Raw genomic sequence first — 19774 nt, 5'->3', positions numbered from 1 at the left:
TGTGTGCTGGTCCGTCTGCGGCATCAGGCGCATGCCTCGGGGCGGTACAACGAACGCTCGTTGAACAGCGGCGAAATGAAAGGCCTGTCCACGCCGCGCTCGTACTCGCGGTAGTAGCGCTCGAGCCGCGCGACTTCGCACTCCGCGCCTATTGCAATGCCGGTCCGTTCGTCGAGTGATGCAGGCCGCAGTTCGAGCACGCGCTCGCGCCCCGTGCTCGCGGCACCGCCCGCCTGCTCGACAAGCCACGCAAGCGGCTGAGCCGCGTGCACGAGACTCAGGCCTCCACCGTGCGCCGCGTGGTGCTCGCAAGGTACGATGCCCAGGCCGCCTCCCACCAGAATGCGGTGCACGTCCGCAACGGCGCAGCCGCTGAAGCGCATGCTGAAGTCCCGCCCGCGCTCGCCCATGCTGCCCTCCCGGCATTCGCGCACGTAGCGCAGCACGGGCGGCGCCCAGCAGCGCTCGCGTGCGCCGTCGATCGACAATTCGGCACCTTCTTCGGGTATGCGGATCGAGCGGTGGGTGAGCACGAAGGTACCGCTCTCGCGTGCCAGCGTGAAACCATGCGTGCCGCGTCCGAGCGTAAGTACGAGCATCGTCGACGGACCATAGACGGCATAACCCGCGGCACGCAGGGCCGCGCCTTCGCACAGCAGTCCTTGCTCGTCGCCCATCGCCTGGCCCGTTGCTGCGCGCACGGAAAAGATGCTGCCAGCCATGCCGTTCTCGCCGGCCTGCCCGGCGCCGTCGAGCGCGTCGAAAGCCAGCAGCCAGGCGCCGCGTGCGGAGGCCGCCGTGGCTCGCGCGGTGCCCACGCCGGTGGCCGCGCAGCCCGCGATGCTGGCGCAGCTTTCGCACAGCGCTGCCAGTACCCCTCGCGCCGCGATGTCGATTGGCTCACGCGCAACGCCCGCGAGCGTGCCCCTTTCCAGCTCGCGCCGGTCGATCAACGAAGCGATGATGGACACCGCCTGGGCGATCTCGCCGAGCAACGCAGGCAGGCCGGCCGCAGCGGATTCGCCGTTCTTGCCCGCCAGCTCGCTGGCAAGGAAATCGTCGAGCGTCACGTGTTTGCTTTGCATGATGGCCCCATTGCTGAAGTTCAGAAACCTTGTGCCGTTCGAACTGTCTCGCGCGCCGCGCCGAACACGCGGCTCGCGCGGATATCGGCGGCGTCGAGCCGCGCCAGTTCCTCGGCTGTGGGTGGCTGGCCCGCGAGCGCCGCCTCGAAGATGCGCTTGGCCTGGCGCAGCCGCGCGCGCTCGAGCGCATTGCGTACGGAGCGCGCGTTGGCGAAATGCGGCTGCTCGAGACGCCGCGCCAGATAGTCGGAGAACGCGTCACGCGAGGCCGCGTCGAACCGGTAATGCCCATGGTCGAGCATGCGCTCCGCAATCTCGATCAACTCATCCATCGTGTAGTCGGGAAAGTCGATGTGATGCGCGATACGCGACTTGAAGCCCGGATTGCTCTCGAAGAACGTGTCCATCCGGTCCTTGTAGCCCGCGAGGATCACTACCAGGTCGTCGCGCTGGTTCTCCATCACCTGCAGCAGAATTTCGATCGCTTCGAGCCCGTAGTCGCGCTCGTTCTCGGGCCGATACAGGTAGTACGCCTCGTCGATGAACAGCACACCGCCCATCGCGCGCTTGAGCACTTCCTTCGTCTTCGGCGCCGTGTGGCCGATGTACTGTCCAACGAGGTCGTCGCGCGTCACCGAGACGAGGTGATTCCTGCGCGAGTAGCCGAGGCGATGGAGCACATCGGCCATGCGCAGCGCGACCGTCGTCTTGCCGGTACCCGGGTTGCCCGTGAAGCACATATGCAGCGCGGGCGTGTCGCCCGTCATGCCGAGTTCGGCGCGCATTTTCTGGACCACGAGAAAGGCCGCGATTTCGTGCAGTCGCGTCTTGACCGGCGCGAGGCCGACCAGCGTTTCGTCGAGCCACGCGAGCGCCTCGCCAACGCCCGCTTCGCGATAGCGCGCCGCAAGGTCGACCGTTTGCTGGCCGGTCGACGCCGCGCGGGCCTCGCAGGCGGAGGGTTCTGCGTGCGACGTGGGCATTGCGATCATGTCTTCCTCCAGGAGCGCCGTCTCGCGCGGCGATGCAACAGATGGCAGCCTTAACGCACGCGCAAGATGCCTGCCAGCGCAGCGCGCAACCGCTTCAGTCGCGTCCGCCAGCGCGCCTCTCGACAGCGTTGGCGCTGACGGAGTAGCGCTGCGTGCGGCCGGGCCCGTCCTCGCGTTCGAGATGAAAGCCAGGCTCCACGGCGGGACGGTTGACGATGAACGACATGCGCATCGTCTCGAAGCCGCGCGTCGAATCGAACGCGTTGAGCTTGATGTAGCCGTGCGGATGCGCCCGGCGGCATGCGTTCACTTCGAGCAGCACAGCGGCCGCGTCGCGCAGGTCGAACATCGGCGGCCCCCACATTTCCCAGTAGGTATTGCGCGGATGCGGATCGCCGGTGAACTCCACCGACCATGCCCAGCCCTGGTTCAAACCGTAATCGATCTGCGCGGCGATCTCCGCGTCGCTCAAATCGGGAAGAAACGAAAACGTACCCTGCGTCAGCCTCATGGTGACTCTCCTCGAAGCCTGTGCTTACGCGGCCGTTGCCGTCAGCGCATAGTCGGGCGTGTCGGTCGACACATAGTCGAACGTTACGTCCTTCCACGTCTGCAGCGCCTGTGCGAGCGGTGTACACCAGCGCGCCGCCGCGGCGAGTATGTCTTCGCCCTCGTTGCGGATGTCGCGCCCTTCGTTGCGCGCCTTGACCATCGCTTCGAGCGCCACGCGATTCGCTTGCGCGCCCGCCTGAATGCCAGCCGGATGCCCGATCGTCCCGCCGCCGAACTGCAGCACGACGTCGTCGCCGAACAGGTCGAGCAACTGGTGCATCTGCCCCGCATGAATGCCGCCCGACGCAACCGGCATCACCTTGCGCAGGCCCGCCCAGTCCTGCTCGAAGTAAAGGCCGCGCGACAGATCGACCGCATTGTGCGATTCGCGCAGCACGTTGTAATAGCCCTGTACCGTCATTGGATCGCCTTCGAGCTTGCCGACTGCCGTGCCCGCGTGCGTGTGATCCACGCCCGCCAGGCGCAGCCACTTGGCGATTACGCGAAACGATACGCCGTGGCTCTTCTGGCGTGTATATGTGCCGTGGCCGGCGCGGTGCATATGCAGGATCATGTCGTTCTCGCGCGCCCAGTGCGAGATCGACTGCGTGGCTGTCCAGCCCACGATCAGGTCGACCATGACGATGCACGAGCCCAGATCCCTCGCAAATTCCGCACGCCGGTACATCTCCTCCATCGTGCCGGCCGTGACGTTGAGATAATGGCCCTTGATCTCGCCAGTCTCGGCCTGCGCGCGCGCCACGGCTTCCATTGCGAACAGGAAGCGGTCGCGCCAGTGCATGAAGGGCTGCGAGTTGATGTTTTCGTCGTCCTTGAGGAAGTCGAGCCCGCCCTTGAGGCCCTCGTATACGACGCGGCCATAGCTTCGGCCCGAAAGGCCGAGCTTTGGCTTCACCGTCGCGCCCAGCAGCGGCCGCCCATATTTGTCGAGGCGTTCGCGCTCCACCACGATGCCGGTCGGCGGCCCGCGAAACGTTTTCACGTAAGCCACGGGCAGGCGCATGTCTTCGAGCCGCACCGCCTTCAGCGGCTTGAAGCTGAAAACGTTGCCAATGATCGAGGCCGTGAGGTTGGCAATCGAGCCCTCCTCGAACAGGCTCAGGTCGTAGGCCACGTACGCGAAGTACTGCTGCTCCACCACGCAGCCCGGCCCCGTGTTCGGCACCGGATCCACGCGCCACGCCTTCGCTCGATAGGTATCGCAAGCGGTGAGCCGGTCGGTCCATACCACGGTCCACGTGGCCGTTGACGACTCGCCAGCCACGGCCGCCGCCGCTTCCTCCGGGTCGACACCGGGCTGCGGCGTGATGCGAAAGAGCGCGAGCACGTCGGTGTCGAGCGGCTCGTAGTCCGGTTGCCAGTAGCCCATTTCACGATACTTCATCACGCCCGCCGCGTAGCGATCTCTCGTGGATTCCGTTCGGACTTGCATTCAAGGCTCCTTTATCCGGGTAACACCGCAGGCATGTCCGGCGCGTTCTGCATCGCGAGACACCTGGCACGGCTCTACGATAAGCCGCTGCGCAAATCAGCGAAATTCAGATATTCTTAGGCATCCTATAAGGGATCCCTTACCTGTCTCCTCGCGTTGCGCGCGCTTTTCAGGCGACTACCGGCATGCTCAACTTCGTTCGTACGCTCACGCTGCGCCAGCTGCAGATCTTTGCCGCCGCGGCAACACACGTCAGCTTCGCGCGCGCGGCGCAAGACCTGCATCTCTCGCAGCCGGCCGTCTCCATGCAGATCAAGCAGCTCGAGGAAGCCGTCGGCCTGCAGCTGTTCGAGCGTGTCGCGCGCAAGATGGCACTGACCGAAGCCGGCCAAACGTTCGCGCATCATGCAACCCGTATTCTCGGCGAAGTGAAGGATGCGCAAGACGCACTGCAGTCGCTCTCTCTCGCCGAAAGTGGCGCGATCTCCGTCGGCCTCGTCAGCACCGCGCGCTACTTCGTGCCACAACTCGTCGCGCGCTATTGCGCGCAATTCCCGAAAGTCGAAGTGCGCTTCACGATTGCGTATCGCGAATCGTTGTTGCGCATGCTGCAAGACAACGCCATCGACCTCGCGGTAATGGGCCGCCCGCCGCGCGAGCTCGACGCCGTCGCCGAGCCGCTCGCGTACAACCCGCAGGTCATCGTCGCCGCGCCCGATCACGCGTTCGCCGCGGCCCGGCGCATCGACGTGCAGGAATTGCGCCATGAGACCTTCCTGATGCGCGAGCCAGGGTCCGGCACGCGCACGGTTGTCGAGCAGATGTTCAAGCACCACCTCTTTACGCCTGCGAAGGTGGTCACGCTCGACAGCAACGAGACCATCAAGCAGGCCGTCATGGCGGGCATGGGCATCAGCCTGCTCTCGCTGCATACACTGCGGCTGGAACTGCGCACGCGCGAAATCGCTCTGCTCGACGTGAGCGGCACGCCCATCGATCGCGCGTGGCAGATCGTGCATCTAAGCGCGCGCCAGCTCTCGCCTACCTGCCAGTCGTTCCGCCGCTTCGTAATGGAAAACACCGAGACGTACCTCGCCGGCGAATATGCAGATCTGCCCACCGCGCCCGTTCGGGTCCGGCGTGGCGAGTGACACACTGTCACCGATACGGCACACGCACACGGTGAACATGTCGCCGTTTCCGATGCGCAGGTGACTCGCGCTCACCACGTCCACGCGCATCGGCCCACGCGTTGGCCCACGCCTCGGCCCATGTAACAGCCCGCGCAGGGAGGGGAATTCGCTCACCGTAGCGCGCATGGCATGACGCTTGCGTCGGTCGGCGCGGACCCGATGTCCGCTTACCGATCCGAGGAAGCGCCCATGACGCAATACGCCACGACGCCACACCCTGCGAAGCAAGCGAGTGCCGTCACCGTGAACGCACCCGGGCGACTGCATCTCGGCTTCCTCGATCCCGGGGCCTCGCTCGGCCGGCGCTTCGGCAGTCTCGGCCTCGTGCTCGACGGCATCAGTACGACGCTCGAGATGCGCCTCGCTCACAACGGTGACGATGGCAGCGACACGCCTCGCGATCAATACACAGCCCCGCCCTTTGCAAGCGAAGAGCTGCCGCGCCTGCGCGCGCACATCGAGGCGCTCAAGCGCCTGAGCGGCCGTCGCACGCCGCTCGACGTGCGCTTGCGCCATGTGCTGCCCGTGCATGCGGGGCTCGGCTCCGGCACCCAGCTCGCGCTCTGCGCCGGCCATGCGTTCGCACGCCTGCACGGGCTCACGCTCGATGCCTCGGAACTCGCCCTCGCGCTTGCGCGCGGCGCGCGCTCGGGCATCGGCGTGGCGGGCTTCGAGCAGGGCGGACTGATACTCGACGGCGGCCCGCGCTCGCCCACGGAGCTGCCGCCCGTGCTCGCGCGCCTGCCGTTTCCCGACGAATGGCGCGTGCTGCTCGTGCTCGACGACGCGCGCAGCGGCTTGTCCGGCCCTGCCGAGCGCAAGGCAATGGCCGAGCTGCCGCCGTTTCCGCAGGAGCTGGCCGCGCACGCCTGCCACCTCGCACTGATGCAGATCCTGCCCGCCGCGGCCGAAGGCGATTTCGCGCCATTTGCACGCGGCGTGAGCGAGTTGCAGGACGGCATCGGCCGCTACTTCGCCGCGTCGCAGGGCGGCATCTATACGAGCCCCGCGGTCGCGCGCGTGCTCGACTGGATCGGCGCGCGGCATTGCGCCGGGATTGGGCAAAGCTCGTGGGGCCCCACGGGCTTCGCCATCCTGGCCTCGCACGACGAGGCCTCGCTAGCCGTGGCCGCGGCGCGCAAGGCCGGCGTTGTCGGCCCGACGCTTCGGCTCGAAATCGTCAAGGGGCGCAACGCTGGCGCGACGGTGATCCACGCGCCGGCGGCCGCCTGACGCGCCTTCTCAACCTCTCTTCGAGAATCGAAAAAGCGATGGAACGTCCCTTCATACTCCACATGTTCACGCCGAGCCGGCAAATGAGCCCCTTCGACGTGAACATGGCCGTCGATGCGGGCTATCAGGTCGTCGTGCCCTACGCCGACGTCGGCATCGACAACATCGCCGCGCTCACGCAGGACGCGATCTTTTCACGCGGCCCGAAAGGTGTGGCGCACACGGGTCTCTTCATTGGCGGTCGCGATGTCGTGCTGGCCGCCGACATGTTGCTGCGCGCGCGCGAGGCGATGGTGCCGCCGTTCGAAGTCTCCGTATTCGCGGATCCGAGCGGGGCGTACACCACAGCCGCCGCGCTGGTCGCCGGCGTCGAGCGGCATTTGCGGCGCTCGCACGGCACGGACTTCGAAGGTAAGCGCATCGTCGTACTGGGCGGCACGGGACCCGTGGGTGTCATCGCGGGCGTGCTGGCGGCGCGTGCCGGCGCGCTGGTCTCGATCGCGAGCAGCCGCGGGCTCGAAGCCGCGCAGGCCGCCAGCAGCCGCATCAACGCGCGCTTTAACGTGCAGACGCGTGGCGCCGACGCACAATCGAACGAAGCGCTCGATATCACGCTCTCGCGCGCGGAAGTCGTCTTCTCGACCGCAGCGGCCGGCGTGCAGGTGATGAACACGCGCCAGGTCGATCAGGCTTCGCAACTGCTCGCAGCCGCCGACGTGAACGCAGTGCCGCCTGCGGGCATCGCTGGCGTGGGAGTGGCCGACGACGGCAAGCCGTTCGGCTTGCATCGGGCGCTGGGGATCGGCGCGCTGGCGATTGGCAACGTGAAGTATCAGGTGCAGCGGCGCCTGTTCGAACGCATGCTCGCGAGCGGGAAGCCGCTTTACCTCGGCTTCGAAGAGGCCTTCGCGCTCGCGCGCGAAGTCGTGGCCGAGTGCGAGGCACAGGCAGTCTGACTCAGGCTATGCGCAACGTGAAGCCCCGGCTCTCCAGCAAGCGGACGCAACCATGACGAGGCCCGCCATCGTCGTTGCCGGGCTGTCTGCACGCATGCTCGCCGAGTCGGCGCAGCGCACGGGCGGGCGAGTGATTGCGCTCGACGTGTTCGGCGACAGCGATACGCGGCGCGCGGCCGCGCGCTGGGAGCCGATCGGCGACCCGGCGACGCTTGCGCTCGATCCGGCCCGCACGCACGCCGCGCTCGAACGCGCGAGCGTCTTGCGAGGCGTAATCGGCTGGATCGCGGGCAGCGGCTTTGAAGCGTGTCCGGAACTGCTGCACACCGGCATCGAGTCGTTGCCGCTGATCGGCAATTCACGCGAGGCCTACGATGCGGTTCGCAGCCCCACTAATTTCTTCGCATTGCTCAAGGAATGCGGCATCGCGTTTCCCGAAACGCGCATGGAGCGCCCCAGCAATCCGAAAGGCTGGCTATGCAAGCACTCGAATGCCACGGGCGCCTGGCATATCCGTTTCGCTGATGCAACCGACGCGTGCGCGCGCGACGATTCTTCCGGTACGTATTACCAACGGATCTGCTCGGGGCGCTCGATGTCAGCGCTGTTTCTCGCCGCAGGTCGCAATGCCACCGTGCTCGGCATCAACGAGCAGATCGTCGTACCGAACGGGATGCATCCGTTTCTCTGGCGCGGCGCGATCGGACCGATTCCTGTGCCGCCGAAGATCGAGAAGCAGGTGTACTACGCCGTGCAGACGATAGTGGCCGCGAGCGGGCTCGTGGGTCTCAACAGCCTCGATTTTCTGAGCGACGGCGAGCACTGCATCGTGCTCGAAGTCAACGCACGCCCGTCCGCGACGATGGCTCTTTACGACTACGGCACGCGCGCTCCCCTGCTCGTGCAGCACATACGAGCGTGCCGCGGCGAGCCGCTGGAAACGCTAGAGGCAACGGACAGGCAGGCGCCCTCCGTGCATGGCCAACTGGTGGTGTTCGCACAGGGCGACCTTACCGCAACGCACGCATTCGACGCTCAGGCACGCCGTCTCGGCTGGTGTCACGACATTCCCGTCGCCGGCAGCTCGATCGCCGCCGGCACTCCGCTTTGCACCGTCTCGGCGGCCTGCGCGCCGGGCACATCCGTGGATGCGATGCGCGCCGCCCTCACCGCGCGCGCCGCCGCCATCGAACCCTTGTTGAAGGTGTCCCATGAACGATCACTCGAATATCGTTGAATTCGCAACGAACGCCGCGCCGCTCAGCGTCAACGCACTCGCTGAGCCGCTGCTCGCGTCGCTCCTCGCGCGGCACGCCGAACTCGGCCTCGCGGTGCAACGCGATGCGCGCGGCGTGCTGATCGTCGACGCCGGCATCGACACGCCCGGCAGCGTAGCGGCCGGCGCCGGGATCGCCGCCATCTGCATGGGTGGGCTCGGCACCGTGCAGGTGCGCACGAACGCCGGAGCGAGCGCGCGCGACGAATGGCCCACCGCGATCGAGATCGCAAGCGCGCAGCCGGTGCTCGCGTGCCTTGCGAGCCAGTACGCGGGCTGGAGCCTCTCGGCTTCGAAAGAGGAAACAGGCGGCAAGAAGTTCTTCGCGCTCGGCTCCGGTCCGGCACGCTCGCTGGCGTGCAAGGAGCCTCTCTACGAGGAGTTGCGCTATCGCGACGTCTCGTCGAGCGGCATTCTCATACTCGAAGTGGACCGTGCGCCGCCCGAGGCCGTGATCGACAAGATCCTGCGCGACTGCGCGCTGGACGCACGCGGGCTCACCTTGATCCTTACGCCCACGACGAGCCGCGCCGGCACGACTCAGGTTGTCGCGCGCGCGCTCGAAGTAGCGCTGCACAAGGCACATGTGCTGGGCTTTGCGCTCGAAGAGATCGTCGAGGGCCGCGCGAGCGCGCCCTTGCCGCCGCCCGCGCGCGACGCCATCGAAGCGATGGGCCGCACCAACGACGCGATTCTCTATGGCGCTCGCGTGCACCTCACGGTGACCGGCAGCGACGATGCGGCACGCGATCTCGCGCAGCGTCTGCCCTCGTCGGCGTCACGCGATTTCGGCCGCTCGTTCGCCGAAATCTTCACCGAGTACGACTATGACTTCTATCGCATCGACCCGGCGCTGTTCGCGCCCGCCGAGGTGTGGGTGAGCAGCCTCCAGACAGGCCGCACCTGGCACGCGGGCGCCACGCGCTTCGATCTGCTCCATCCGCTCTGGCTCGGCGAGGCTTGACATGGCCGCCAGAGAGCTGCGCGTCGCGATCATGACCGACGAGACCGGCTGGCATACTTCGCGCCTCAAACGCGCGCTGCGCGCGCGCGGCGCGCAGGGCCGCTGCGTGGACCTCGCCGACTGCCGCATCGACACCACCTGGGCTGCCCACGGCCTCGTGATTCCGGGCTATGGCCGCGGCCTGCCGGACGCGGTGATCGTGCGCGGCGTCGCCGGCGGCAGCTTCGAGCAGGTGACCGTACGCTTAGGCATCCTGCACGCGCTGCGCGAACTGGGTGTGCCCGTCTACAACGACGCGCGCGCAATCGAGCGCAGCGTCGACAAGTCGATGACCAGCTTCCTGCTGCACCGCGCGGGCGTCGCTACACCGCCCGCCTGGGCCGGCGAGTCCTTGCCGCACGCGCGCCGTGTCGTGATGCGTGAGGCGGCGGCGGGCCGCGAGGTCGTGCTCAAGCCGCTATTCGGCTCGCAGGGCAAGGGCCTCATGCGCCTTGGCGGTAGCGGCGAGAACGGGTGCGCGGCGCTGCCGGGCCTGCGCGATTACGGCGGCTTCGCCTATCTGCAACGGTTCGTACCGCCCACGCGCGCGCCAGGGTTCGACTGGCGTGTGCTCGTGGTGGGCGGCAAGGCGGTGACCGCCATGCGCCGGGTGAGCGAGCATTGGGTGCACAACGTCGCGCAAGGCGGGCGCTGCGAAGCGCAGCCGTTGACGCCCGAACTCGCTCAACTCGCCGAGCGTGCCAGCGCCGCGCTCGGCCTCGACTATGCCGGCATCGACCTCGTGCCGTGCGACAGCCTGGAGGCTGGCGCACAAGTCATCGAAGTCAATGGCGTGGCCGCGTGGCGCGGCCTGCAGTCGGTGACTTCATTCGACATCGCGGGCTGCATCGTCGACGATCTGCTCACGCGGCGACTCGCGCGTGCGCAAGGCGGAGCGCCTCGCGAGGCTGTCGCATGAACGCCCCATACGATCCCGGGACGGCCCCGAGCCTCGAAGCAGCGTTTCTGTGGGCCTGCGAGCAGGACGTCGTATGCGCGAAACCGGGCAACGTCAGCTTTGCGTCCGCCGGACACGGCATGAGCGCGGAACTCTTCCTCGCCAGCGCCCGCGCGGCCTGCACCCCGCTGACACGAGGCAGCGCGCCGGTGGGTGAACGCATTGAAGCAGCCATCGCGAACACGCGCGCCGCCGCCGGCTGCAATACGAACCTCGGCATCGTGCTGCTGTGCGCGCCGCTCGCCGCCGCGTTCGAAGCGCGGCCCCCGCACTTCTGCGCGACGCCGATCCAGGCGGTGCAGTCGATGCAGTCCGTGCAGCGCGTCCTGCGCGCGCTAACGCTCGAGGACGCCTGCGCCGCCTATCGCGCGATCGCGCTCGCCAACCCGGGCGGCCTCGGCAACGCGCCGCGTCAGAGCGTGGGCACGACGCCCACCGTTGATCTGCGCACAGCCATGACGCTCGCCGCCGACCGCGACAGCATCGCACGCCAGTATGCAGAGGACTTCCGCGACGTGCTGGGATTCGGTCTCGCGACTTTCCGCGCGGCGTACTCGGCGCGAGCCGCATCCCCCGCGCCGCTCGCCGACGCTGTGCTGCTCACCTGGCTGCGCTTCCTCGCGCGCTGGCCCGATTCGCACATCGCGCGCAAGCACGGCATGGCATGCGCACAGCGCGTATCGAGCGAAGCGGCGGTCTGGCTCGCGCGCGGGCCGGATCGCCTGTGCGCGCCACGCGCGCTCGACGGCTGGGACGCCGAACTCAAGGCGGCCGGCCTCAATCCCGGCACGAGCGCGGACCTGACGGTGGCGACGCTTTTTGCCGCCGCCTGCATGGACCCGTTACTGATTGCGTCCACAACGGATTTTCTACCGGAGACAAACCCATGACAAAGATAGACCGCGTTCTCGTCGGCGAATCGCTCGTCGGCGAGGGTAACGAAGTCGCGCACATCGACCTGATCGTCGGACCGCGCGGCTCGGCTGCGGAGAGTGCCTTCTGCAACGCACTCACCAACAACAAGGACGGCTTCACCTCGCTGCTCGCGGTGGTCGCGCCGAATCTTCTTGCCAAGCCCAATACCGTGCTGTTCAACAAGGTGACGATCAAGGGTGCGAAGCAGGCCGTGCAGATGTTCGGACCGGCGCAGCGCGCGGTGGCGCTCGCGGTTGCGGACAGCGTAGAGGACGGCACCATACCCGCGGACGAAGCCGACGACGTTTTCATCAGCGTGGGCGTGTTCATCCACTGGCAGGCCGACGACGACCAGAAAATCCAGGACTACAACTATCGCGCCACGCGCGAGGCGCTCAAGCGGGCGATCAGCCGCGAGCCGCGCGCCGCCGAAGTGGTCAGCCGAAAAGGTGAGGCGAAACACCCGTTCGCTGCCAGCTGACGCCTCCACGATCACCCGGCCACACAGGCCGGACGGTCGCAGCGATACCCGTCCGGCCGTCCTTTCAGTGCCCGCCTTCGGGCGGAAACATGCCGGCGCCGAGCAATGCCAACGCCACGCCTTCACGCCTCGGCGCACCGCCCGTCGGCGCGCGTCGCCGCTCGATCGTCACACCCACGGCCTTCACATTCGCGAACTTGCGCGGCTTCACGAGCGCGATGCGCACCCAGTGCGCGCCGAAGTCGACCAGCAGCATCTGCGCGATCGCTTCGGCCAGCGCCTCGAGCAACTGCACGCCGTGGTTTTTCAGCAGCGCCTGCAACGCGCCGTGAACCTTGCCGTAATCGATGGTGTCGTGGATCGCGTCGGTCTCGCACGCGCGGCTGCGCGGCAGTCCCGCCCAGAGATCGATCTGCACCGGCTGCGGGTCGTGCAGCTCTTCCGGATCGATGCCGATCACCGTCTCGCCGGTAAAGCCCTCGATGAAGATGATGTCCATCGGCTGCGCGCCCTCGCCTTCGGTCTGACGCGACGTGCCGTCCGTGTACCGTGCCGGCCGGTCGAACATGCTCGTGTCGATTGCGTTCATCCTTGCTCCTCTCGCTTGCATGGGAAATGCCGGCACGCACTTATGCCCTCGCGTCGCGGCTCGCCTCGCGCCCTCCCGGGGCGCAGAGTCTGGCAGGTCTCATGCAAGAACCGTCCCAGGCACGAATGTCGCAAGCAGATGAAGCGCGCGGGGCCCATGTGCGGCGGCGCGGGCATGCCACAGGTGGCACCAGTAAGGCGGGACCCGTTGCGGACGCGCCTGCGCCCGTGACACTGTGTATCGCAAACTGCGCAACTCGCCGGAGCATGGTGATCATGGCGGCAATCCACGGCTACAACGAAGGTGAACGATGACCCAAACGCGGCAACCAGAAGACCCGCAGGACGACGCAACGCTCGCGAGGCCGCGCCTCGCGTGGGCGATCACCGGATCCGGGCACTGTCTCGAAGAATCGCTCGCGCTGGCGGCCGAATTCCCGAACGTGGACCTGTTCCTCTCGCGCGCCGCCGCGGAGGTCTTGCCGCTCTACAAGATCGGCATCGCGCAACTCAAGACGCGCTGGCGCGTGTTCCGCGACAACAGCGCGAGCGCCGTGCCGGTGGGCATGCTCTACGAAGCCGGCCTCTATCACACGCTTGTGATCGCTCCCGCTACGAGCAATACCGTTGCGAAGTGTGCCTTCGGCATCTCCGACACGCTGCCCACCAACCTGTTCGCCCAGGCGGGCAAGCTCGGTATTCCCGGCATTGTGTTTGCATGCGACACGGAGCCGGTGGTTCTCACCAAAAGCCCTCAGGACTGGGTCGAACTGAGGCCGCGCAACATCGAGCTGGAGAACGTCGAGCGCCTGCGGGCAATCGATCATTGCCTCGTACCCACCTCGATCGATGCGTTGCGCGCGGCGCTCGACGTCCGGTACAGGTCGCTCGGTCTGCTCGACACCGTCCACGGCTGAAACCTCGCTTGGCGCAATCACCATGGAACATATCGTCTTCCTTACCGGACGCCTCGCCCAGCCGGGGCTGGAGCGGGTGCTGCGCAGCCTCGAACCCGCGCCGTTCACGTGGGAGATCCGCGAGATCGGCCTGCAGGTCGCGGCACTGATGACCGCGGATATGATTCGCCGCCGCGTGAGCGCGCCCATCGCCGCGGGCCGCGTGATCGTGCCGGGCCGCTGCCGCGGCGACCTCGATGCGCTCTCGGCGCATTACGGCATTCCCTTCGAGCGCGGCCCCGAGGAGCTCAAGGACTTGCCCGCGTACTTCAACCGCGCGGCGCGGCCTTCCGATCTGTCGAAGTACGACATCGCGATCTTCGCGGAAATCGTGGATGCCCCCAGGCTCGACGTCGAAGCCATCTGCCGGCGCGCGGAGCAACTCAAGGCCGATGGCGCGGACGTGATCGACCTCGGCTGCCTGCCCTCCACCGTGTTTCCTCATCTGGCTGACGCAGTGCGCGCGCTCAAAGAGCGCGGCTTCCGTGTCAGCGTGGATTCGATGGACGCGAAAGAGCTGGTGCGCGGCGGCCGCGCCGGCGCTGACTATCTGCTCAGCCTTTCGACCGAGACGATGTGGATACTCAATGAAGTCGAGTCCACGCCCATCCTCGTGCCGCGCGAGCCCGGCGACGAAACGTCGCTCTTCGCGGCGATCGAAGCTATGAGCGCCATGGGCCGTCCGTTTCTCGCCGACCCGATTCTCGACCCCATCCCGTTCGGGCTGCTGAAGTCGCTGGTGCGCTACCAGCGCGTGCGCGACGCGTTTCCCGACGCGCCAATCATGATGGGCGTAGGCAATGTCACCGAGCTCACCGAGGCCGACACCTGCGGCATCAACGCGGTCCTGCTCGGCATGGGGGCGGAGCTGGGCATCTCAGCCATCTTGACGACCCAGGTGAGTCAGCACGCGCGCCGGGCGATCCGCGAGGCGGACCTCGCGCGGCGCGTGATGTACGCCGCGCGCGAGCAGCGCATGCTGCCCAAAGGCATTTCGGACGCCTTGATGACCGTGCATGCGAAGCGCCCCTTCCCCGACACGCCCGAGGAAATCGCCGGGACCGCGCGCGCCATCCGCGATCCGAACTTTCGCGTGCAGGTATCGAGCGCCGGCGTGCACGTCTACAACCGCGACGGTCACCACGTGGCCGCCGATCCGTTCGCGCTGTGGCCGCGCCTCAAGCTCGAAGGCGACGGCGCGCACGCGTTCTACATGGGCGTGGAGCTAGCGCGCGCAGAAGTGGCATGGCGGCTCGGCAAGCGCTACGCGCAGGATCAGTCGCTCGACTGGGGCTGCGCCGCCGAGCGCGATATCGGGAACCTGCTCGAGCAATGCGCACCCGGCACGACGATGCGCAAGGAGGCCTGAATGATTCACGAGACCGTAGTCACCACCTGCGCGGCCGCAGGCACGCCGCACGTCGCGCCAATGGGCGCGCGCTTCGAGCGCGAGAAGGTCATCCTGATGCCGTTCAGGCCATCCACTACCTACGACAACATCATGGCGACCGGCTGCGCGGTGATGAATTTCACCAGCGACGTGCGCGTCTTCGCGGGCTGCGTGACGGGCCGCAAAAGCTGGCCCACGCTGCCCGCCGATTCCGTGCCGTGCGTGCGGCTGGCAGGCTCGCTCGCGCATGCGGAATTGCGACTCGAGCACGCAGGTGGCGACGCGGGCCGCCCGGTGCTCACGTTGCGGCGCGTGGCCGAGGCGAACCACGCGTCCTTCACAGGTTTCAATCGCGCGCAGGCCGCCGTGATCGAAGCAGCCGTGCTGGTGAGCCGATTGCACCTGCTGCCGCGCGAAAAGATCGAGGCGGAGATGGCCTGGCTCACGATCGCCATCGAGAAGACCGCCGGCCCCGCCGAGCACGAAGCCTGGCGGTGGCTCACTGAAGCGGTTGCCGCCTATTACCCACGTGACGAGCGCGCCTTCGAGCGCGAAACATCATGACCCGACTCCTCACCAGCGTGCGCGATCTCGCCGAGGCGCGCGAAGCGGCCGCCGCGGGCGCGGATTTCATCGACCTGAAGGAGCCCCGCGCGGGCGCGCTCGGTGCGCTGGCGCCAGCGGACGTCGCGCGCATCGTCTGCGCGTTGCGCGAAACCTACCCGGACTTGCCGGTGAGCGCGACGATAGGCGACCTGCAAGCGGGCGACCATGCGGCCATCATCCATCACGCAAACCGTATCGGCCGCTGCGGCGTGGACTACGTGAAAGCGGGCGTGGCGCCCGGCCCCACGGCGCGCGAGACGCTCACGCGCATGCGCGCGCTGCGCTGGACCATGGTGCCCGTGCTGCTTTGCGACGACGGGCTCGATCTCAGGCTCGTCGAGCACGCCTGCGAACTCGGCTTCGCCGCCGTGATGGCCGACACGGCGCGCAAGGACAATGGCAGCCTGTTTCACTGCGTGCCGCTCGGCGTGCTCGACAGCATGGTGCGGATCGCGCACGCTCACGAAGTGATGGTCGGGCTCGCCGGCGCACTGAGGCTCGAGCATGTGTGGCGCGTGCGCGCACTGCTGCCCGACTTCGCCGGCTTTCGCAGCGCACTCTGCAGCGGCGCGCGCACAGGCCGACTGGATGCCGCGCGCGTGCGCGAACTGCGTGCGGTGTTGAGCGGCGCGGTGCAGGCCATGCCCCACGAGGCCGTGAAGGCCAGGTAGCAGCTTCAAAAAAAGCTCAGGACGTTGCCGCGTGCAGCAGCAGTTCGCGAACACGCGGCCAGTCGTTCTTGCCAAGGATGTCCAACGGCCAGGAAGCGTCGCGGGAAAAGTGCGCGAAGCGCCGGTCGAGCACGCCTTGCTCCACATGCTGCGCGACGCTGCGCGCCGGATCGATCTCGCACGATTTCACGATCACGAGCCGCTCGGCGTTCAGCCGGTTGGCAAGCCACGCGGCGAGGCTATCCGACGTCACGTCCCAGTTCGTAAGCATGTCGGCCTGCTGCCGCAGCAGGTCGAACGGCGCCCACACGGCGGTCCTGCCTTCGTGCAGCGCGTGACGGATCTGCACCTCGCGCGCCGCAACCACGAGACGACGGCACAGACCCTGCATCATCAGCGCGTGCTGCGCCATCGCCAGCACTGCCATGTTGTGTGCGGCGACGTCGTCGAAGCGCCATACCGATTGGTGCTCGCGCACCTGGTCCGCGAAGCCTCCGCCACCGGGCACGATGACCACACGGCCGCCGCCCAGTTCGCTCAGTTCGCGCAACCACGCCCGGAGCAGTGGATCACGGCTCAGGCTGCCGCCGAGCTTCACCACCCACATAGGCGCCTCCCCGGCGGCATCGGCCACACCGCCGCGTCAGGCAGGCGCCGCACAGGCACTTCGCGCGCGTTCATTGGCTTGCGCGCGCAGCAGCGCGACCGCCGCAGCGGGCGCGCACACCTGCGCCCAGTCAGCCACCTCGGCGCGTGTCTCGATGAGCGTGGCGAAGCGCACGGCCTCATACCCGCACGACGCCGCCACAGCCTCCCCGAGAAACGCGCCGCAACCGGCCGCCACCACCACGACCGCATCGTGCGACTGCGCACACGCTGCCAGCACGCGTGTCAGATTCGCGGCCAGATGCGCCAGTTGCAGGTCACGCCATTGATGGGCAAATGCGTTCCATTCGGTATCCGTAGCATCGCGTGCATCGTGGCCGATCATGCGTGCGAGACGCCGGCGCGTCGCCTCGGCATCCTTGCCGCATCCGTCCGCGGCGGGATGCTGGTCGTGTGCGGGCTTCAGTTCGCCGGTGAGGCGGTAGATGTCGGCCGTGGTCGCAAAGTATTCGTTCATCACATTCCATGTCGCTCCGCGAAACCCGACTCGCTGCGTAAGCGCGCACAGCGGCGTGCGCACGACGCCCTGATAGACCAGTTCGCCCGTGCGCAGCCGCCCCGCATCGTCTGCGCCGCGCGCGAGAATCCGCCCGGCCCGCACCGGAATCAGGTCTGTCGTCGTGCTGCCGATATCGACCAGCACCGCGCTGGACAAGCGTCTCGCGACCACCTGCGCCGTGGCTTGCCAGTTGGCCGAAGCAATGCGTGCCCAGTGCGCCGCCACGTCGCCGAGCGCACACCAGAACCCGTTGCGCTGCGGGCCGGCATAGAACGCAACGCGATCCCCCAGATGCCCGGCAAGCCTCTGCGCGAGCGCCATCACGCCGGCCTCGCGGTGCTCGAACAGATCCACCATTTCGCCCGTCATCGTCACCGCGTGGCTGGCGCGGGCAAAATCGGGCCAGCGCTCCTCCGCCCGCGCCAGCACTGTGTCCAGTTCTGCAAGACCCTGCCAGAGTGGACATGGCCATTGCACTACGTCGAGCACGCGGCCATGCTCGACGCGCGCGGCCTTGACGTGCGCGCCGCCAATGTCCCAGCCGATCACAAGGTCATGCTGCATGGCAGACCTGTTGCCCGGCGGTGTTCGGGTCCAGGTGCACCTCGTGATGTGCCGCCAGCACGCGCGCCGCCAGATTGGTTTCGAGGCGCTCAGACAGCCCTGCGTATGCGCAGGTCACGCGCGGATTGACTTCGATGACCACGGGCCCGCGCTCACGATGCCAGACCACGTCGATGCCGACGAAGCCTGCCAATCCCGGCAACGCGCGCGCGACGCGTGCCGCCAGTTCGGCGCAGGCGTGGCCGACGAGGCTGCCGAGCGCGATCGCGCCGACAGTCACGCCTTCATAGGTGAGCCGGCCCTGCGCGACGCCGATATGCTGCCAGTTCACGCTCAGCAGTTCCGCGCGGCCCTGCGTGCACAGCAGTGAGAGGCTTAGCGCGTCGCCTTCCACCCACTCTTCCAGGGTCACGCGCTCCTGCGCGGCAAGGCGTTGGTGGAACGCGGACTCTGCCTCGCCCAAATCGTAGTAGACGTGCGTTCGGACCGCGCCCGCGCCATCGTCGGGCTTCACGACCCACGCGGGTGCGCCGGGCCGCAGGGGCGCGTCTGCCGCCCATGCCCGGGTCGTGGCAATACCGGCCTGCGCGAGGCGCCGCGCCGTCTCGCGCTTGCTCTGCGCAATCCGCAGCGAGGCGGCGTCACAACCAATCCAGCGGGAAGCGTCCACGACATCACACATCGCGGCGAGCATGCCTGCCGTCTCGGGCGCGATGACCCAGACCGCGTCGTGACGCAACGCCTCTTCGCGCACGAACGCGACGGCATCATGCCCGCGCGGCGGCACACGCCAGGTCGGCGCAGGCACACGCGCAGCGATTGCGGCCATTTCCCCGGCGGCGCAGACGGAGGTCACCTCGACGCCGGGGACGCGCGCGAGGTCACCTGTAACGGCATCGCGCATCGCGCGTCCCATCGCGAGCAGCGCGGGCGATTCTATGGCTGCCGCATCGCCGCCAGCACTGATATATTCGTAGACCAGCACTTTAGTCATCGCTCGTTTCCCCAATGCAGATCATTCCCGTTATCGACGTGCTTGGCGGCACCGCGGTGCGCGCCGTACGAGGCGAACGCAGCCGCTACCGCCCACTCGAATCGCAGCTTTGCAGCGGCAGCGATCCGGTGGACGCCGCCCGCGCACTCCTCGACTACTGCGCCGCTTCCATCCTCTATGTCGCCGACCTGGACGGCATCATGCGCGGCACACCGCAACGCGCTCTGCTCACCCGTCTCGCCGGCGCGCTGCCCGGCGTCGAACTATGGCTCGACGCCGGCTTCGCCGATCCCTCTTCCGCCCGCGCCCTCATCACGCCGCTACGGGAAGCCGGCGCTGCGATCACGCCGGTCTTCGGCAGCGAATCGCTACGTGCCGGCGCGATGGCGCAGCTGCCCGCGGACGCCATTCTCTCGCTCGACCGCCGTCACGACACGCCGCTCGGCGACCCGCACTGCTGGACCGACGTGTCGCACTGGCCATCGCGCCTGATCGTCATGACGCTGGAGCGCGTGGGCTCGTTCGACGGCCCCGCGCTTTCCACGATTGCGGAGGTCCGGCAACGCGCGGGCCAACGGGAGATCGTCGGCGCGGGCGGCATCCGCGATGCAAACGACCTCCAGGCGGCGGCGGCCTCGGGCGCAACGGCGTGGCTCGTGGCCTCGGCATTGCACGAGCGGCGCATCCCCGCTGTGGCCTGAACGTTCCGATGATGCACGGCGCGAGCCATCTCGCAACAATCA

21 protein-coding genes are annotated in these 19774 nt (G+C 67.7%); 13 read left to right on the top strand and 8 right to left on the bottom strand.

The window, feature by feature from the left end; genetic code table 11:
- Positions 1-23: 23 nt before the first annotated feature.
- The 4 genes from VSR34_RS15875 to VSR34_RS15860 all read right to left on the bottom strand — a co-directional run bounded on the left by VSR34_RS15875 (position 24) and on the right by VSR34_RS15860 (position 4082).
- Positions 24-1085 (bottom strand): class 1 fructose-bisphosphatase, encoded by a 1062-nt coding sequence (locus VSR34_RS15875; RefSeq protein ID WP_342962889.1) that lies wholly within the window; start codon positions 1083-1085, stop codon positions 24-26.
- Positions 1086-1105: 20 nt separating this feature from the next.
- Entirely contained in the window at positions 1106-2068 is a 963-nt protein-coding gene (cbbX, locus tag VSR34_RS15870) for a CbbX protein (RefSeq protein ID WP_342962925.1), read from the bottom strand.
- Positions 2069-2171: 103 nt separating this feature from the next.
- Positions 2172-2588 carry a ribulose bisphosphate carboxylase small subunit gene (locus tag VSR34_RS15865; RefSeq protein ID WP_342962888.1) on the bottom strand — a complete coding sequence of 139 codons (417 nt, stop codon included), beginning with the start codon at positions 2586-2588 and terminating at the stop codon, positions 2172-2174.
- 24 nt (positions 2589-2612) lie between these two features.
- Entirely contained in the window at positions 2613-4082 is a 1470-nt protein-coding gene (locus VSR34_RS15860; protein WP_028212638.1) for a ribulose-bisphosphate carboxylase large subunit, read from the bottom strand.
- A 185-nt stretch (positions 4083-4267) separates the two neighbouring features.
- Here VSR34_RS15860 and VSR34_RS15855 point away from each other — a divergent pair, with 185 nt between their 5' ends.
- The 8 genes from VSR34_RS15855 to fae all read left to right on the top strand — a co-directional run bounded on the left by VSR34_RS15855 (position 4268) and on the right by fae (position 12097).
- Entirely contained in the window at positions 4268-5233 is a 966-nt protein-coding gene (locus VSR34_RS15855) for a LysR substrate-binding domain-containing protein (RefSeq protein WP_342962887.1), read from the top strand.
- A gap of 231 nt (positions 5234-5464) precedes the next feature.
- Positions 5465-6508: a beta-ribofuranosylaminobenzene 5'-phosphate synthase family protein gene (locus tag VSR34_RS15850; RefSeq protein ID WP_028212639.1), complete on the top strand. Its 1044-nt coding sequence runs from the start codon at positions 5465-5467 to the stop codon at positions 6506-6508.
- 38 nt (positions 6509-6546) lie between these two features.
- Complete coding sequence (locus tag VSR34_RS15845; protein ID WP_342962886.1) at positions 6547-7464, top strand: NAD(P)-dependent methylenetetrahydromethanopterin dehydrogenase; 918 nt, start codon at positions 6547-6549, stop codon at positions 7462-7464.
- Positions 7465-7516: 52 nt separating this feature from the next.
- Positions 7517-8701: an ATP-grasp domain-containing protein gene (locus VSR34_RS15840; RefSeq protein ID WP_342962885.1), complete on the top strand. Its 1185-nt coding sequence runs from the start codon at positions 7517-7519 to the stop codon at positions 8699-8701.
- Entirely contained in the window at positions 8676-9704 is a 1029-nt protein-coding gene (gene mch, locus VSR34_RS15835) for a methenyltetrahydromethanopterin cyclohydrolase (protein WP_028212641.1), read from the top strand. Before VSR34_RS15840 ends, mch begins: the two co-directional genes overlap by 26 nt.
- 1 nt (position 9705) lies before the next feature.
- The gene (locus VSR34_RS15830; protein WP_028212642.1) at positions 9706-10662 is read left to right on the top strand and encodes a RimK family alpha-L-glutamate ligase; all 957 of its coding nucleotides are present in this window, start codon (positions 9706-9708) and stop codon (positions 10660-10662) included.
- Positions 10659-11591, top strand: coding sequence for a triphosphoribosyl-dephospho-CoA synthase (locus tag VSR34_RS15825; protein ID WP_342962884.1), 933 nt, complete (start codon positions 10659-10661; stop codon positions 11589-11591). Before VSR34_RS15830 ends, VSR34_RS15825 begins: the two co-directional genes overlap by 4 nt.
- Positions 11588-12097: a formaldehyde-activating enzyme gene (fae, locus tag VSR34_RS15820; RefSeq protein ID WP_028212643.1), complete on the top strand. Its 510-nt coding sequence runs from the start codon at positions 11588-11590 to the stop codon at positions 12095-12097. The genes VSR34_RS15825 and fae overlap by 4 nt, the downstream gene beginning before the upstream one ends.
- A gap of 64 nt (positions 12098-12161) precedes the next feature.
- Here fae and VSR34_RS15815 read toward each other — a convergent pair whose 3' ends face one another.
- Positions 12162-12686 (bottom strand): dihydroneopterin aldolase, encoded by a 525-nt coding sequence (locus tag VSR34_RS15815; RefSeq protein WP_081716048.1) that lies wholly within the window; start codon positions 12684-12686, stop codon positions 12162-12164.
- 310 nt (positions 12687-12996) lie between these two features.
- On the opposite strand from VSR34_RS15815, the gene VSR34_RS15810 reads away from it, so the two are divergent.
- The 4 genes from VSR34_RS15810 to VSR34_RS15795 are packed head-to-tail and all read left to right on the top strand — an operon-like array spanning position 12997 to position 16308.
- Positions 12997-13602 carry a flavoprotein gene (locus tag VSR34_RS15810; RefSeq protein WP_342962883.1) on the top strand — a complete coding sequence of 202 codons (606 nt, stop codon included), beginning with the start codon at positions 12997-12999 and terminating at the stop codon, positions 13600-13602.
- A 22-nt stretch (positions 13603-13624) separates the two neighbouring features.
- A complete protein-coding gene (locus VSR34_RS15805) occupies positions 13625-15010 on the top strand; it encodes a DUF6513 domain-containing protein (protein WP_342962882.1) in 1386 nt (461 codons plus the stop codon).
- Complete coding sequence (locus tag VSR34_RS15800) at positions 15011-15595, top strand: DUF447 domain-containing protein (protein WP_028212646.1); 585 nt, start codon at positions 15011-15013, stop codon at positions 15593-15595.
- The gene (locus tag VSR34_RS15795; RefSeq protein WP_028212647.1) at positions 15592-16308 is read left to right on the top strand and encodes a (5-formylfuran-3-yl)methyl phosphate synthase; all 717 of its coding nucleotides are present in this window, start codon (positions 15592-15594) and stop codon (positions 16306-16308) included. Before VSR34_RS15800 ends, VSR34_RS15795 begins: the two co-directional genes overlap by 4 nt.
- A gap of 16 nt (positions 16309-16324) precedes the next feature.
- Here the strand turns inward: VSR34_RS15795 and VSR34_RS15790 are convergent, their stop codons facing one another.
- The 3 genes from VSR34_RS15790 to VSR34_RS15780 are packed head-to-tail and all read right to left on the bottom strand — an operon-like array spanning position 16325 to position 19031.
- A complete protein-coding gene (locus tag VSR34_RS15790) occupies positions 16325-16915 on the bottom strand; it encodes an aspartate kinase (protein ID WP_028212648.1) in 591 nt (196 codons plus the stop codon).
- A 36-nt stretch (positions 16916-16951) separates the two neighbouring features.
- On the bottom strand, positions 16952-18037 hold the full coding sequence (locus VSR34_RS15785) for a hydantoinase/oxoprolinase family protein (protein WP_051390950.1): 1086 nt from the start codon (positions 18035-18037) through the stop codon (positions 16952-16954).
- A complete protein-coding gene (locus tag VSR34_RS15780; RefSeq protein ID WP_342962881.1) occupies positions 18027-19031 on the bottom strand; it encodes an ATP-grasp domain-containing protein in 1005 nt (334 codons plus the stop codon). Before VSR34_RS15780 ends, VSR34_RS15785 begins: the two co-directional genes overlap by 11 nt.
- Before the next feature lie 14 nt (positions 19032-19045).
- Here VSR34_RS15780 and VSR34_RS15775 point away from each other — a divergent pair, with 14 nt between their 5' ends.
- Positions 19046-19732, top strand: coding sequence for a HisA/HisF-related TIM barrel protein (locus VSR34_RS15775; RefSeq protein ID WP_028212649.1), 687 nt, complete (start codon positions 19046-19048; stop codon positions 19730-19732).
- The last annotated feature ends 42 nt before the right edge of the window (positions 19733-19774 follow it).

Origin of the sequence: Paraburkholderia sp. JHI2823 (assembly GCF_038900695.1) — a bacterium.
In the GTDB taxonomy this organism is placed as follows: Bacteria; Pseudomonadota; Gammaproteobacteria; order Burkholderiales; family Burkholderiaceae; genus Paraburkholderia; species Paraburkholderia mimosarum.
Note: the sequence above shows the minus strand (reverse complement) of the source record. Positions and strands in the feature narration are given on the sequence as shown.

What these genes read in the sequence shown, in the direction of transcription:
- VSR34_RS15810 (WP_342962883.1), top strand. Translation starts at nt 12,997, where the DNA reads ATGACCCAAACGCGGCAACCAGAAGACCCGCAGGACGACGCAACGCTC.
- VSR34_RS15840 (WP_342962885.1), top strand. Translation starts at nt 7,517, where the DNA reads ATGACGAGGCCCGCCATCGTCGTTGCCGGGCTGTCTGCACGCATGCTC.
- VSR34_RS15825 (WP_342962884.1), top strand. Translation starts at nt 10,659, where the DNA reads ATGAACGCCCCATACGATCCCGGGACGGCCCCGAGCCTCGAAGCAGCG.
- VSR34_RS15850 (WP_028212639.1), top strand. Translation starts at nt 5,465, where the DNA reads ATGACGCAATACGCCACGACGCCACACCCTGCGAAGCAAGCGAGTGCC.
- VSR34_RS15815 (WP_081716048.1), bottom strand. Translation starts at nt 12,686, where the DNA reads ATGAACGCAATCGACACGAGCATGTTCGACCGGCCGGCACGGTACACG.
- mch (WP_028212641.1), top strand. Translation starts at nt 8,676, where the DNA reads ATGAACGATCACTCGAATATCGTTGAATTCGCAACGAACGCCGCGCCG.
- VSR34_RS15845 (WP_342962886.1), top strand. Translation starts at nt 6,547, where the DNA reads ATGGAACGTCCCTTCATACTCCACATGTTCACGCCGAGCCGGCAAATG.
- VSR34_RS15865 (WP_342962888.1), bottom strand. Translation starts at nt 2,588, where the DNA reads ATGAGGCTGACGCAGGGTACGTTTTCGTTTCTTCCCGATTTGAGCGAC.
- cbbX (WP_342962925.1), bottom strand. Translation starts at nt 2,068, where the DNA reads ATGCCCACGTCGCACGCAGAACCCTCCGCCTGCGAGGCCCGCGCGGCG.
- VSR34_RS15775 (WP_028212649.1), top strand. Translation starts at nt 19,046, where the DNA reads ATGCAGATCATTCCCGTTATCGACGTGCTTGGCGGCACCGCGGTGCGC.
- VSR34_RS15780 (WP_342962881.1), bottom strand. Translation starts at nt 19,031, where the DNA reads ATGACTAAAGTGCTGGTCTACGAATATATCAGTGCTGGCGGCGATGCG.
- VSR34_RS15805 (WP_342962882.1), top strand. Translation starts at nt 13,625, where the DNA reads ATGGAACATATCGTCTTCCTTACCGGACGCCTCGCCCAGCCGGGGCTG.
- fae (WP_028212643.1), top strand. Translation starts at nt 11,588, where the DNA reads ATGACAAAGATAGACCGCGTTCTCGTCGGCGAATCGCTCGTCGGCGAG.
- VSR34_RS15855 (WP_342962887.1), top strand. Translation starts at nt 4,268, where the DNA reads ATGCTCAACTTCGTTCGTACGCTCACGCTGCGCCAGCTGCAGATCTTT.
- VSR34_RS15790 (WP_028212648.1), bottom strand. Translation starts at nt 16,915, where the DNA reads ATGTGGGTGGTGAAGCTCGGCGGCAGCCTGAGCCGTGATCCACTGCTC.
- VSR34_RS15860 (WP_028212638.1), bottom strand. Translation starts at nt 4,082, where the DNA reads ATGCAAGTCCGAACGGAATCCACGAGAGATCGCTACGCGGCGGGCGTG.
- VSR34_RS15830 (WP_028212642.1), top strand. Translation starts at nt 9,706, where the DNA reads ATGGCCGCCAGAGAGCTGCGCGTCGCGATCATGACCGACGAGACCGGC.
- VSR34_RS15785 (WP_051390950.1), bottom strand. Translation starts at nt 18,037, where the DNA reads ATGCAGCATGACCTTGTGATCGGCTGGGACATTGGCGGCGCGCACGTC.
- VSR34_RS15800 (WP_028212646.1), top strand. Translation starts at nt 15,011, where the DNA reads ATGATTCACGAGACCGTAGTCACCACCTGCGCGGCCGCAGGCACGCCG.
- VSR34_RS15795 (WP_028212647.1), top strand. Translation starts at nt 15,592, where the DNA reads ATGACCCGACTCCTCACCAGCGTGCGCGATCTCGCCGAGGCGCGCGAA.
- VSR34_RS15875 (WP_342962889.1), bottom strand. Translation starts at nt 1,085, where the DNA reads ATGCAAAGCAAACACGTGACGCTCGACGATTTCCTTGCCAGCGAGCTG.